This is a genomic window from Granulicatella adiacens ATCC 49175 (assembly GCF_025150565.1).
Taxonomy (GTDB): Bacteria; Bacillota; Bacilli; order Lactobacillales; family Aerococcaceae; genus Granulicatella; species Granulicatella adiacens.
In genome coordinates this window covers 500,551-513,512 of the sequence record NZ_CP102283.1, presented here as the reverse complement: position 1 = coordinate 513,512, position 12,962 = coordinate 500,551, and the positions used below count along the sequence as shown (strand labels likewise).

General features: G+C 38.7%; 10 protein-coding genes and 1 tRNA gene. 1 reads left to right on the top strand and 10 read right to left on the bottom strand.

Annotation, left to right across the window (positions count from 1 at the left end; genetic code table 11):
- Nucleotides 1-65: 65 nt before the first annotated feature.
- The 7 genes from gpmI to NQ540_RS02620 all read right to left on the bottom strand — a co-directional run bounded on the left by gpmI (nt 66) and on the right by NQ540_RS02620 (nt 8,219).
- On the bottom strand, nt 66-1,595 hold the full coding sequence (gpmI, locus tag NQ540_RS02650) for a 2,3-bisphosphoglycerate-independent phosphoglycerate mutase (RefSeq protein WP_005607134.1): 1,530 nt from the start codon (nt 1,593-1,595) through the stop codon (nt 66-68).
- Nucleotides 1,595-2,350: a triose-phosphate isomerase gene (tpiA, locus tag NQ540_RS02645; RefSeq protein ID WP_005607135.1), complete on the bottom strand. Its 756-nt coding sequence runs from the start codon at nt 2,348-2,350 to the stop codon at nt 1,595-1,597. The genes gpmI and tpiA overlap by 1 nt, the downstream gene beginning before the upstream one ends.
- Nucleotides 2,351-2,380: 30 nt before the next feature.
- Nucleotides 2,381-3,571 carry a phosphoglycerate kinase gene (locus NQ540_RS02640; RefSeq protein ID WP_039849192.1) on the bottom strand — a complete coding sequence of 397 codons (1,191 nt, stop codon included), beginning with the start codon at nt 3,569-3,571 and terminating at the stop codon, nt 2,381-2,383.
- Nucleotides 3,572-3,696: 125 nt separating this feature from the next.
- The gene (gene gap / locus NQ540_RS02635) at nt 3,697-4,698 is read right to left on the bottom strand and encodes a type I glyceraldehyde-3-phosphate dehydrogenase (RefSeq protein ID WP_005607139.1); all 1,002 of its coding nucleotides are present in this window, start codon (nt 4,696-4,698) and stop codon (nt 3,697-3,699) included.
- Between the two features lie 28 nt (nt 4,699-4,726).
- Nucleotides 4,727-5,746 carry a sugar-binding domain-containing protein gene (locus NQ540_RS02630; RefSeq protein WP_005607141.1) on the bottom strand — a complete coding sequence of 340 codons (1,020 nt, stop codon included), beginning with the start codon at nt 5,744-5,746 and terminating at the stop codon, nt 4,727-4,729.
- 142 nt (nt 5,747-5,888) lie between these two features.
- Nucleotides 5,889-6,245, bottom strand: coding sequence for a helix-turn-helix domain-containing protein (locus NQ540_RS02625; RefSeq protein ID WP_083789012.1), 357 nt, complete (start codon nt 6,243-6,245; stop codon nt 5,889-5,891).
- Nucleotides 6,246-6,590: 345 nt separating this feature from the next.
- On the bottom strand, nt 6,591-8,219 hold the full coding sequence (locus NQ540_RS02620; protein ID WP_039849195.1) for an Ig-like domain-containing protein: 1,629 nt from the start codon (nt 8,217-8,219) through the stop codon (nt 6,591-6,593).
- Between the two features lie 182 nt (nt 8,220-8,401).
- Between NQ540_RS02620 and NQ540_RS02615 the strand changes: the two genes are divergently transcribed.
- Nucleotides 8,402-8,473, top strand: a tRNA-Arg gene (locus NQ540_RS02615).
- A gap of 137 nt (nt 8,474-8,610) precedes the next feature.
- On the opposite strand, the gene NQ540_RS02610 is transcribed toward NQ540_RS02615, so the two are convergent.
- From NQ540_RS02610 to NQ540_RS02600, 3 genes are all read right to left on the bottom strand, one after another.
- Nucleotides 8,611-8,805, bottom strand: coding sequence for a hypothetical protein (locus NQ540_RS02610; RefSeq protein ID WP_005607146.1), 195 nt, complete (start codon nt 8,803-8,805; stop codon nt 8,611-8,613).
- Nucleotides 8,806-9,296: 491 nt separating this feature from the next.
- The gene (locus tag NQ540_RS02605; RefSeq protein WP_005607148.1) at nt 9,297-11,249 is read right to left on the bottom strand and encodes a SpaA isopeptide-forming pilin-related protein; all 1,953 of its coding nucleotides are present in this window, start codon (nt 11,247-11,249) and stop codon (nt 9,297-9,299) included.
- 154 nt (nt 11,250-11,403) lie between these two features.
- Nucleotides 11,404-12,945 (bottom strand): ABC-F family ATP-binding cassette domain-containing protein, encoded by a 1,542-nt coding sequence (locus tag NQ540_RS02600; protein WP_005607149.1) that lies wholly within the window; start codon nt 12,943-12,945, stop codon nt 11,404-11,406.
- Between the last annotated feature and the right edge of the window lie 17 nt (nt 12,946-12,962).

Genomic DNA, 12,962 nt, shown 5'->3' with positions numbered 1-12,962 from the left:
TTTATTTTGTACGTTATTATTTTAATCGAAAACCTATAGACTTTCAAGAATTCCTAAGGTTTTCTTTATTTTTCAATCAATGTTTCACCAGTCATTTCTGCTGGTTTTTCAACATTTAATAGATCAAGCATTGTTGGAGCAACGTCTGCTAAACGTCCACCCTCACGCAATGTAACACCTTTCTTCGTAACAATCACTGGTACTGGCACTGTTGTATGTGCAGTATGTGGTGTGCCTTCTGGTGTAATCATTGTTTCTGAGTTACCGTGGTCCGCAAAGATAATTGCGCTACCGCCTTTTTCAAGGATAGCATCCACGACTTTACCTAAGTTTTCGTCCACTGCTTCAATCGCTTTGATGGTTGGTTCTAACATTCCTGAGTGTCCAACCATATCTGGGTTTGCGAAGTTCAAGATGATGGCATCATTTTCATCATTGATGATTGAGTTGTATAATGCATCTCCTACTTCGTAAGCACTCATTTCTGGTTTCAAGTCGTAAGTTGCAACCTTTGGAGAAGGAATTAAAATACGGTTTTCGCCAGGGAATTCTTCGTTACGTCCACCATTCATGAAGAATGTTACGTGTGGATATTTTTCAGTTTCGGCAATACGTAATTGTGCAAGGCCTGCTTTAGATAACACTTCACCAAGAACGTTTGTCATTGGGATTGGTGGGAATGCTACTTCTGCATCCACGCTTGGATTATATAAAGTCATTGTCACAAATTTAACGTTTGTAGCACGTGCACCACGGTCAAAGTTTGTCCACTCTTTATCAGTGAACGCATTTGATAATTGGATTGCACGGTCAGGACGGAAGTTGAAGAAGATGATGGCATCATTGTCTTCTACTTTTGCCACTGGTTTGCCATCTTTAACGATTACTGATGGAATAACGAATTCATCTGTAACGTCTTTAGCATAGCTATCTTCGATAACTGCTTGTGCGCTTTCGAATTGTGGTCCTTCGCTATGAGCAATGGCATCATAAGCTAATTTCACACGTTCCCAACGTTTGTCACGGTCCATTGCATAGTAACGACCTGACACTGTTGCGATTTCTCCAACGCCTACTTCAGCTAATTTATCTTCTAATGTTTTGATGTAAGAAGGACCAGCTTTAGGGTCTACGTCACGTCCATCCATGAATGCATGAATGTACACTTTGTCGATTCCTTTTGCTTTAGCTGTTTCCACTAATGCTAATAAATGGTTGATGTGGCTGTGTACCCCACCATCAGATAATAATCCGAATAAGTGTAATGCAGAGCCATTTTCTTTTACGTGGTTAAAAGCACCGTTTAATGCTGGGTTTGATTCGAATTCACCATCTAAAATCGCTTTGTCAATACGAGTTAAGCTTTGGTAAACGATACGACCAGCACCGATGTTTGTATGACCTACTTCTGAGTTCCCCATTTGGCCATCTGGTAGACCTACATCTAATCCAGAAGCTTTTAATGTTGTATGAGGGAATTCGTTATAATAACGATCAAAATTTGGTTTTTTTGCTTGTGCAACGGCATTACCTTCAACTTCTGGTCTCCATCCGAAACCGTCTAAGATAATGATTGCAACTGGTGATTTTGCCATTATTTTACTGCCTCCAATAAAGCTAAGAATGAATCTGGTTGTAAGCTTGCTCCACCTACAAGAGCTCCGTCCACATCTGGACAAGCCATGTATTCAGCAATGTTTTCTGGTTTAACAGATCCACCGTATTGAACGCGGACTTTGTCAGCAACTTCTTGACCGAAGTCAGCTGCTACTACGTCACGAACAACTTTACACATTTTTTGAGCGTCATCTTGAGATGCTGATTTACCAGTTCCGATAGCCCAGATTGGTTCATAAGCAATCACTAATGATGATACTTGCTCGTTTGATAAACCTTTCAATGCTGCAGAAACTTGTCCACCTACGAATTCTGAAGCTTTTCCTGCTTCGTAAGTTTCTAATGTTTCACCACAACAAATGATTGGTGTTAAGCCGTTTCTGAAAATTGCATGTGCTTTTTTGTTAATATCTTCGTCAGTTTCATGGAAATATTCACGACGTTCTGAGTGGCCGATGACTACGTAGTGCACGCCCATTTCAGCTAATACTTTAGGTGAAGTTTCACCAGTGAAAGCACCAGCATCTTCAAAGTAGCAGTTTTCAGCAGCTACTTTTAATTCTGAACCTTTCGCATATTCTAATAAAGTGACTAAGTCCACTGCAGGAGCAGCGATAGCACTTTCTACGCGTTCGCCTGAAGGTAATTTACCAACAACAGCTTCCACAAAAGCTTGAGTTTCTTTTGGGTTTTTATTCATTTTCCAGTTTCCGGCAATAATTGGTTTACGCATATACACAACATCTCCTTTTAATATTTAAAATTATTTATCACTGATAGCAGCAACACCTGGTAGTTCTTTACCTTCTAGATATTCTAGAGAAGCTCCACCACCTGTTGAAATGTGAGTGAATTTGTCAGCGTAGCCTAGTGAGATTGCAGCAGCAGCTGAGTCCCCACCACCGATGATTGTAGTTGCGCCTTCAAGGTTCGCAATCGCTTCACATACACCGATTGTTCCTTTAGCAAAGTTTGGTAATTCGAATACACCCATTGGTCCATTCCATACAACCGTTTTTGCATCTTTTAAGTAGCTTGCAAATAATTCAACTGTCTTAGGTCCAATATCTAACCCTTCTTGATCTGCTGGAATCGCATCTGAAGCAACGATTGTAGCTACAGCATCGTTAGAGAATTCTTTAGCAACAACGTTATCGATTGGTAATACTAATTTGTCGCCAGCTTTTTCCATAATTTCTTTTGCTAATTCAACACGGTCTAATTCTAATAATGAAAGACCTACTTCACGTCCCATTGCTTTGAAGAATGTGTAAGCCATTCCTCCACCGATAAGAACTTTATCCGCTTTGTCTAATAAGCTGTTGATAACACCGATCTTGTCTGAAACTTTTGCTCCACCTAAGATTGCTACGAATGGACGTTCTGGGTTATCTACTGCGCCACCGATGAACTTGATTTCTTTTTCCATCAAGAATCCAGCAGCTGATTCTAATTGGCTAGCAATACCAACGTTTGAAGCATGCGCACGGTGAGCTGTACCGAATGCATCGTTAACGAATAAGTCGCCTAAAGAAGCCCAATATTTACCTAATTCAGGGTCGTTTTTAGATTCTTTCTTGCCATCTAAATCTTCGAAACGAGTATTTTCGAATAATAAAACATCGCCTTCGTTAAGTGCATTAATAGCAGCTTCTAACTTTTCTCCACGAGTTTCTGGAACGAAAGTCACTGGTTTTTCTAACAACTCAGATAAACGTTCTGCAACTGGACGTAAGCTCAATTTAGCTTTGTCTTCTTCAGATTTCACTTTACCTAAGTGAGAGAATAAAATCACTTTCGCATTGTGGTCAACTAAGTATTTGATTGTTGGCAATGCTTGAACGATACGGTTATCGTCTGTAATCACACCATCTTTCAAAGGTACGTTAAAGTCCACACGAACTAAAACTTTTTTGCCTTCAACTTGTAAGTCTGTAACGATTTTTTTAGCCATAAAATAGCCTCCTACATTTTTATTTGGAGCGAGTGCATTACTCACATTATGAAAACAGGGCGAGGAAGCGAATGCTTCCATCGCCCTGAGAAAATAGATACGATTAGCCAAATCTATAGTTTAAATTATAGTTTTGCAAAGTATTCTAAAGTACGAACTAATTGTGCAGTGTATGACATTTCGTTATCGTACCAAGCAACAGTTTTAACTAATTGTTTGTCGCCTACAGTCATTACTTTAGTTTGAGTTGCATCGAATAATGAACCATAAGTGATACCTACGATATCAGAAGAAACGATTGGATCTTCAGTGTAACCGTAAGATTCATTTGCTAATTCTTTCATAGCTGCGTTAATTTCTTCAGCAGTAACTGGTTTTTCTAAAACTGTTACTAATTCAGTTAATGAACCTGTTGGAACAGGAACACGTTGTGCAGCTCCGTCTAATTTTCCGTTTAATTCTGGGATTACTAATCCGATAGCTTTAGCAGCACCTGTTGTATTAGGAACGATGTTTACTGCTGCAGCACGAGCACGACGTAAGTCACCTTTTGCGTGAGGTGCGTCTAATGTGTTTTGGTCACCAGTGTAACCGTGGATTGTTGTCATTAAACCTTCAACAACACCGAATTTATCGTTTAATGCTTTAGCCATTGGAGCTAAGCAGTTTGTAGTACATGAAGCACCAGAGATAACAGTTTCTTTACCTGTTAAAATGTCGTGGTTTGTGTTGAATACAACAGTAGGAACGTCATTTCCACCAGGAGCAGAGATAACAACGCGTTTAGCGCCACCTTTTAAGTGTAATTCAGCTTTTTCTTTAGAAGTGAAGAAACCAGTACATTCTAATACGATATCAACGCCTAGTTCACCCCAAGGTAATTCTTCAGGATTACGGTTAGCAAGTACTTTAACTTCTTTACCGTTTACGCGGAAAGCACCATCTAACACTTCAACTTCACCGTTGAAACGTCCTTGAGTTGAATCATATTTTAACAAGTGAGCTAATTGCTTAGCGTCTGTTAAGTCATTGATTGCAACAACTTCTAATCCTTCCACATCTTGAATACGACGGAATGCTAAACGACCGATACGTCCGAAACCGTTAATACCAACTTTAACTGTCATATAGTTTTTCCTCCTAGGAATTTTTATTTTATTTTTTGCGGGTTACCCCGTTCAAAACCAACTCTGATGTCTCCTTGTCAATCACAAACCAGGTGCGATCTACCGGAGCTAATTTGGCATATGCTTTTAAAGCAGCTGCCTTCTCTTCGCCTTCCACAACGGCAATCGAATGTGGAATCGTAGATAAATCACTAAGATGCAGCCCTACTCGTGGGATTTTTAACACCACATTTCCTTCTGCATCGAAGAAACAACCGAACGCTTCGCCAATTGCTTTCTTCTCTTTTAACGTCGCCATTTGTTCTTCCAAGAGGCCACGTCTCTCTCCCATAATAATAGCACTTCCAACGCTATATAACAAACACTCCGCCTTTTTCATGAGGCCAATCGTCTTTGCGACGGAAGGTTCTTGCATTAAGGGCGTATAAGTTGCTTGTTGGACATGTTCTGGAACAAAGAGCGCTTCATGATGGGCACCAATTCCGGTTGCCATTTTTTCACTGACATTATTCGCCTGAATCAGCATCGAACCAAACATTCCCCCTCTTGCAGGAACAATCGTTAGGTCTCGGTTCACTGAAATCTCTTTTGTGAATCCTTCGCTGACACGGACCATCGTTTGACCACCCGTGATGGCAATAATGGAAGTTCCAAGCGGTAAAAGCACATCCATAATTTCTTGTACCAACTCAGATGTTTTTGCCGGATCATCTACAACTTTTACATACTGAACGCCTAAGGTTTTAGCCACCTTATGTTCCACCAGACTCATCTGAATAAAGTTGTTTTTTAAATCATCCGAACGTTCTAATATAAATTCGCCAATTTCCGTAAGATGCATTCCTGAGCCTTGCACTTCAATGAGGTCTAATTTCTTCATCGCCTCACATTCATTACGAAGTGTTCTCTCAGACATTTGGACCACTTTTGCAAGTGCCCTACGTCCAATGGGTTGATACGTTGCAATAGCTTGTAAGATACGAAAACGCGTTTGAAGTGCAACCCTGCTTTCTGGGACCAACAAATGAGATAGATTAAGATAATTCATCGAAACCTTCCTCCAATCGCTTCCTAATAGGGCCTAATTACGTCCCGCTATTTTTCTAGTATCTTTGAACGTCTATTGCTGAATACATGTATATTTTACCATAAAACAATAAAAATGCAACTATACGCATATTACAAATTGGTTAAGATCTATGATGCATAGGGACATATTTCGTCCCGATTTGCTTGTTAATCTTTTCATGGCAGGTTTCTCCGTCGTCCATCACAAAAGAAATTTCTAAATGGGCTCCGACTTTTTGAGCTATCTTCTCCAAATATAAAATCGAGGGATTATAGTGTCCTGAAACTAACCGTGACAAATGTGCTGGTTTTATCCCAACCTTTTCTGCAAACTCGGTACGAGAGAGTCCGGACACAAGTCTCAACTCTGTAATCCTTGCTGCCATTTCTTTTAGAGTAAAATCTAAATCTAAGTCTTTTTCGTAGTTCTCCCAATCGAATGACAAGCCTGCTATCGAACGCTTCAGATTTTGATCCATTTTTTAAAGCCTCCTCTTTAGTATATACAACTGGAATGTTCAATTTAGTCTTCGTTTTATTCCCCCACATTTCGAGTATCGCAGGACTTAATCCTTCCTTATCCAACAGCTTAAGAGCAGCAAGCATTTTTATCTTCTCTTTATACGGTCTACTATCCACAAACTCTAACGTTCTTGGGTCAATCTGATGTTCTATTTTCATATTTTTCCCTCCCACTTAAACATTACCATATTTGGTAATTACCATATATGGTAATGTTGCTCTCTTCGTATACTTTTTTGCTCTCTTTTCAACAAAAAAGACTGGAAATCATTCCAGTCTTTTATACAAATCATATTTTATTTTTAACGATTTACGTCTACGTCTTTACGATTCATTAAAATCGCAAATCCACCTAATACGCTAAGAGCACCTGCAATCGTAGTAAAAATAGTCGCAGAAGTTCCAGTTTTTGGAAGATCAGCTTCAGAAGTAGTCGTGGACTCTCTTGGCGTCACTGTTGTTTCTGTAGTAGATCCTTCAGTCGTACTAGTTTCTGTTGTTGTTGATGAAGATGTTGGCATTTCTGTTGTCGTAGATTCTGTTGTAGACTCCGTTGTCGTCGTTGAAGACGTTGTAGATTCAGTCGTTGTCGTTGGTGCTTCTGTTGTCGTAGTTGTGGTAGTTGTTGGCGCTTCTGTAGTCGTTGTTGTAGTTGTAGTAGTTGTAGTAGTAGTTTCTGGTTTATTCACTACCTCTTTATGAACAACGCCATTGGCTGCATCTGCTACGTTTACTGTAATCTCTTCCTCGGAGAGAACATATCCGGCTGGCGCTTTTGTTTCTTTAATCGTGTATTTTGGTTTGATTAAACTATCAAATGTTACAACGCCGTTAGCATCGGAAGTTGCGGTTTTCACTAATGTTCCTTCATAGTATAATCCGAATTCCGCACCTTGTAGTTTTTCACCAGTGTCTGATTTTTTCGTTAATTCCACTTTGAAAATATTACTTCTTGCATTACCACCATCTTCTTGGTAAACAATTTGAGCATCTGCTACCGATTTCCAACCCGTCGAATCTTCCATCGTAGCGTTGTTATTTAAAAGCATTCCATTTGCTGGAGCACCTAGTAAATCCACATCGTATTTTACATAGTAACCACGGTTTGGATTAAATGGTTTTAAACTCAACGTGAACGACTTGCCATCTGCTGAAAACTGTGGACTATAACTTGCTGTTACGTCTTCTTGATACCCTAGACGAATAGAATTGTCTGTTGTATCTGTATACCAAGTTCCAGATATCACTCTAAAGCTTGATTTATCAATCTTCGCATTTTCGTATTGAATTGTATCACCAATCATTATATCCGTAAAATTAAGATAATTTTGGTTAACATATATAATGTAATGTAACTTGCTATTATCGTTTGGATCTTGCCAACCAGATTTAGCGAAATCTTGAGGTTCCATTCCGGCAATCCCAGTATAATTGACAACTCCTGAATACATTGGAGTGTGGTTTACGGTTACTGTTAAAGGAATTTGTTGTGCTGTACGCGCTACATTGTGGTCGATACGAACCGTCATAGTGAAGTTCCCTGAGAAACTTGCACGCTGTGTTACATAGTTTGTAAAGGTTAATACAGCTTGTTTACTTGTAGAGTCAATGGTTGCATTCGCTACTACTTGTCCGTTCACATCACGAATTTCAAATGATTTTCCGACAAATATTACCTCTTCAGGCAATTGAATCGTTGCAGTATCTCCTGGCTGTACTTGACCATTATTAAATGCAAACTCTGCATTTAATCGAAAGTTCTCCCAAGAGCCAACGCCCTGTGTTAAAGGTTCTCCTTGGCTATTTTGTATATCTATTCTTGTAATCACATTATCCACAACCGCAGATTCTATTTTAGGTTGTTGAAATATTACAAAAAGAGCAACCAATAATGTCATTAAAAGAACAGTTAACTTCTTGTTTTTAATCATTTTTATCCCCTTTCTCCTTACTTTTTTCACAGATAATACGCTAAAAATTCACATAGATCTCAGGTGAAAAAAGAAAATTCAATTTAGAATAAATCTATTATACACGAATTTATTTAAAATTTAAACCCTCATCAAAACAAACTTGCATAACTCCTTAAAATTAGGTACACTATTATTCGAATGTCGCCTTAGTGTAGTGGATATCACATAAGATTCCGGTTCTTATAACAGGGGTTCGACTCCCCTAGGCGATATACTATAATGCTTCCTAGCGTTGCAAAACGTTGTAAAATCAATATTTACGTTTCCTGCTAAATCGTACAATAGTATAAAATTGAGTACAAAAAGAGTACAAATAAAGCGAGCTATCACTAGCCCGCTTTTTTAGTCTTCAATTATCCTGCTTTTGAAGCTGATCAGCATACTCGGTTAACAAGCATCCTGTTTTTATAGTCAAATTTTCGATTTTACGTTCACCTCTGACTAATCTTCCTAAAATAGATAAATTCACTCCAGTATCTTTATTAATTCGATATTGTGTGACATTACTAAGGAGCCATTCAATTTTATCTGTATCTACTTTCATATAATCTCCTACTTAAATATAAACCATATTATTAAGCTAATAAAGATAAGCCATGCAACAAATGCTTTCCAGTCGAATGCATGTTTAGTTATTTTGAAATTCAATTTCATTTTCTATTACTATATGATACAATTTCGTAAAGAAGTGAGGCTATTTGCCCCATTTGACTTCCCACTCGATTGTGAAGAATACTAAGTTTAGTTTGAAGGTTATTTTAGTTTTCTTCGTCTTGAGTGGCTTTTCTTTACCTTTTTTGTCCCATATTTTCTCCTTTCTTTATTTTTAATATGATGTTGCTTCCAATTATATTTTAAGTGCTTTAGTGTTACGTTGTAAACATTTTTTTAGTAATTTGAAAAACTACCAATTAAAGTAGGGTCAACTATTATTCTTCAAAATGGATTGCTCCCTTCTCGTATACATAGACCACATCGGCTCTACAGACATCCAATAAAAAAGAAGCAGAAATTTCTGCTTCTTTTTTTATTTATCTATTCTTTATTGAAAGCCTCTTTTTTTCTAAAGAAAAGAAGAGTTGTTGCTGAAAGAATTAGCATCATCGCTACCGTAACAGTATTTCCAACAGATGTTCCAGTATTTGGCAACTCTGAGTCCTTTTGAGAATCTTCCTTCGAAGTGTCCTCAGAAGGGATTCCGTTGATGACGCCTGAATTACTTGTTGAGTTTTGAGTAGTGTTTAGACTATCCGTTCTAGACTCCGTCGTAGTAACTGTTGTTGAAACAGATGTTGTTGTCGGAGCTTCCGTCGTTGTAGGAGCTACTGTTGTCGTTGGCGCTACTGTTGTCGTCGGTGCTTCCGTTGTTGTAGGCGCTACTGTTGTCGTTGGTGCTTCCGTCGTCGTCGGTGCTTCCGTTGTTGTTGGCGCTACTGTTGTCGTTGGCGCTACTGTTGTCGTTGGAGCTTCCGTCGTCGTTGGAGCTTCCGTTGTTGTAGGCGCTACTGTTGTCGTCGGTGCTTCCGTCGTTGTTGGAGCTTCCGTTGTTGTCGTTGTCGTAGTTGTCGTCGTAATTGGCTTATCTTTTAAGTTTAAAGACACCCCATCTTTTCCAAGAACCAATGTATATGTTTTGTCATCGATCTCATATCCAGCAGGTGCTTTTTTCTCTTTAATTGTAAAAGTTTGACCAACATATTTTGCATCAAATGCTTTTGAAGTAGCAATCCCTTTTTCATTCGTTGTTACTTCGAATTTTCCACCATCTGGATCTGTAATTTCATATACTGCACCAGCAACAGGGTTTAGTTTAAAGGTATCTACTTTTACAATTCGAATTTGATATGCAGTTGAAGCAACAATCGTCCCTGAATACAAAGAAGTGGCTGTTGCTTCAAAAGCAGTTCTTGTAACATTACTTCTTTGTGTTAATAATGTTCCATCTTGTTTAGCAAGTGTAATAACATTTTTTACCTTAGCACCATTATTTGGTGTCGTAGTATCATAAGTTACGTAATATTTTTGAGAACCATCTTTAAAAGTCACACTAAAATTCGTATAATTCTCATTCCAATTAACGGTATATTCGACCCCTTCTGTTAATAAAACCGAGTCTGACGGAGCAGCAGCCGTTCTATCTGTTATAGAAGGTGAACGGTACACTTTTAACGATTCTGGAATATATTGAATAGCTGCAACACTTGAGTCATTTGGTAAGTCATCGTTTAATACCAAGTTAGGACCGTTATCTTGACCTCCTGTATTTACACGAACTCTCCATCTTGAAAGAAACTGACCAGAACTTACTGAACCAATCTCTTTTAGCTTATCAGAAGTCCAAGAAATTTTTTGGGCTGTTCCCCCATTTTTCGCGAAATTTTCATATCCAACGGTTGGTCTTACTTGTTGTGTCGTTGTTGTATGGGTTTGTTCAAAAGTCGCTACTAACGACTTAGAATCTAATACTAATTTATGATTCGTAAGATCTTTTTTGTATAAAAAGTTTAGAGAGAAATTCCCAATAACATCTTTAACGACATTGGCACCCTTCGCTTTTAAGTAGTCATCTAGATTTTTAAGAGTAACTGTGATGGTACCCCCTTGTTCATCTCCATTATCGGTAAACTTCAAATCTGCAATGGTCACACCAGTAGTCGGATCGACTAATTCCATATCATTATTTCCATATAATGATACAGGTGCAGGAATATTTATTTTAAAATTATCCCCATTTGATAGATTTCCATTATATCTTGACAAATCAAAATTCATTCTCAAACGATATCCTTGATTCGTTCTTAATTGATACACTCCATCTTTGTCAGGTTCCAATGTATTGTCTAATTGATCTAATAAAGCAACTCCTGTCACTACTTTTTCAAGTTCTTTTACTTCTGAGGCAACGGATTGTTCCTTTGCTAAAAAAATTAATGAAAAGAGTGACATTACAGTAACAAATAACATGAGCCATTTTTGTTTTTGTTTCATATTTACCTCCCCTTCTATAAATAAACATAATAATATAGAATAATATACAATTTTATTAGAGTGAAGTCTATTGATATTATCTCGCAAAAAAGAGGTAAGAAGAATTTTCTCTTACCTCTAATCATTTTGAAACTAGTTTCTGTCTGTAGGATTCTTATAACGAAGAAAAATCCCAAATATCCGTTGCCAAACCTTCATAAAATTCTGGCTCATGGCAAACCATTAAAATGCTTCCCTTATACTCTTGTAAGGCACGTTTTAATTCCTCTTTTGCATCAACGTCCAAGTGGTTTGTCGGTTCGTCGAGTACGAGCACGTTTGACTCTTCATTCATTAACTTACAGAAGCGCACTTTTGCTTGTTCTCCCCCACTTAACACTTGCACTTGACTCTCGATATGTTTACTAGTTAAGCCACAACGAGCGAGCGCCGCACGTACTTCTGGTTGTGTCATCGATGGGAAAGTATCCCAGATTTCTTCTAAAGCAGTCTTACGGTTTCCTTTTGGCGTTTCTTGTTCGAAATACCCAAGATCAATGTAATCTCCACGTGTTACTTTTCCATTCAATGGCTTAATAATTCCTAATAAACTCTTGAGTAGTGTCGTTTTCCCAATCCCATTTGCACCGACGATGGCAATCTTTTGGCCGCGTTCCATTTCAAGATTCACATGCCCTGTTAACGGACGGTCGTATCCAATCACTAAGTCTTCGGCTTGGAAGATGTAACGCCCAGGGGCTCTAGAAGTCTTGAAGTCGAATTTTGGTTTTGGCTTCTCACTGGCTAATTCGATGACTTCCATCTTATCCAGCTTCTTCTGACGAGACATCGCCATATTACGTGTTGCTACGCGCGCCTTGTTCCGGTTTACGAAGTCCTTCAAGTCCGCAATCTCTTTTTGTTGACGGTTATACGCCGCCTCTAGTTGCGCTTTCTTCATCGCATACACTTCTTGGAACTGATCATAGTCCCCCACATAACGGTTCAGCTCTTGATTGTCCATATGGTAAATCAAGTTCACTACACTGTTTAAGAATGGAATATCATGCGAAATCAGAATAAATGCATTTTCGTATTCTTGTAAGTAACGTTTTAACCATTCAATATGTTCTGCGTCTAGGTAGTTTGTTGGCTCGTCAAGTAATAAAATATCTGGTTTTTCTAATAATAGTTTTGCCAGTAATACTTTCGTACGTTGACCACCACTGAGTTCACTCACGTCGCTATCCATCCCAAATGCTGCAACGCCTAATGCACGCGCCACTTCATCGATTTTAGCATCCAGAATATAGAAGTCATGGCTATCTAGTCGCTCTTGCAACTCGCCCACTTCTTCGAGCATCGCGTTCATCTCGTCTTCGCCGGCTTCTCCCATTGCCATATACAATTCATTGATACGTGCTTCTGCTACAAATAAATCGTCGAAGGCTTTTTGAAGGACACTGCGAACCGTCATTCCTGGTTCAAGCACCGTATGTTGGTCCAAGTATCCGACCTTTACATTTTTCGACCATTCGATTTTCCCTTCGTCGGGTTGTAATTGACCTGTCACGATATTCATGAAGGTGGATTTCCCTTCACCGTTTGCTCCAACGAGTCCGATGTGCTCCCCTTTTAATAGACGGAAGCTCACATCATTGAAGATGGCTCTTTCACCGAATCCGTGTGTTAATTTTTCTACATTTAAAATACTCATCAACGTTCTCCTTAAGT

Bases quoted from the DNA above. Each gene is read 5' to 3' on its own strand.
- gpmI (WP_005607134.1), bottom strand. From the start codon at position 1,595: ATGGCAAAATCACCAGTTGCAATCATTATCTTAGACGGTTTCGGATGG.
- tpiA (WP_005607135.1), bottom strand. From the start codon at position 2,350: ATGCGTAAACCAATTATTGCCGGAAACTGGAAAATGAATAAAAACCCA.
- NQ540_RS02640 (WP_039849192.1), bottom strand. From the start codon at position 3,571: ATGGCTAAAAAAATCGTTACAGACTTACAAGTTGAAGGCAAAAAAGTT.
- gap (WP_005607139.1), bottom strand. From the start codon at position 4,698: ATGACAGTTAAAGTTGGTATTAACGGTTTCGGACGTATCGGTCGTTTA.
- NQ540_RS02630 (WP_005607141.1), bottom strand. From the start codon at position 5,746: ATGAATTATCTTAATCTATCTCATTTGTTGGTCCCAGAAAGCAGGGTT.
- NQ540_RS02625 (WP_083789012.1), bottom strand. From the start codon at position 6,245: ATGGATCAAAATCTGAAGCGTTCGATAGCAGGCTTGTCATTCGATTGG.
- NQ540_RS02620 (WP_039849195.1), bottom strand. From the start codon at position 8,219: ATGATTAAAAACAAGAAGTTAACTGTTCTTTTAATGACATTATTGGTT.
- NQ540_RS02610 (WP_005607146.1), bottom strand. From the start codon at position 8,805: ATGAAAGTAGATACAGATAAAATTGAATGGCTCCTTAGTAATGTCACA.
- NQ540_RS02605 (WP_005607148.1), bottom strand. From the start codon at position 11,249: ATGAAACAAAAACAAAAATGGCTCATGTTATTTGTTACTGTAATGTCA.
- NQ540_RS02600 (WP_005607149.1), bottom strand. From the start codon at position 12,945: ATGAGTATTTTAAATGTAGAAAAATTAACACACGGATTCGGTGAAAGA.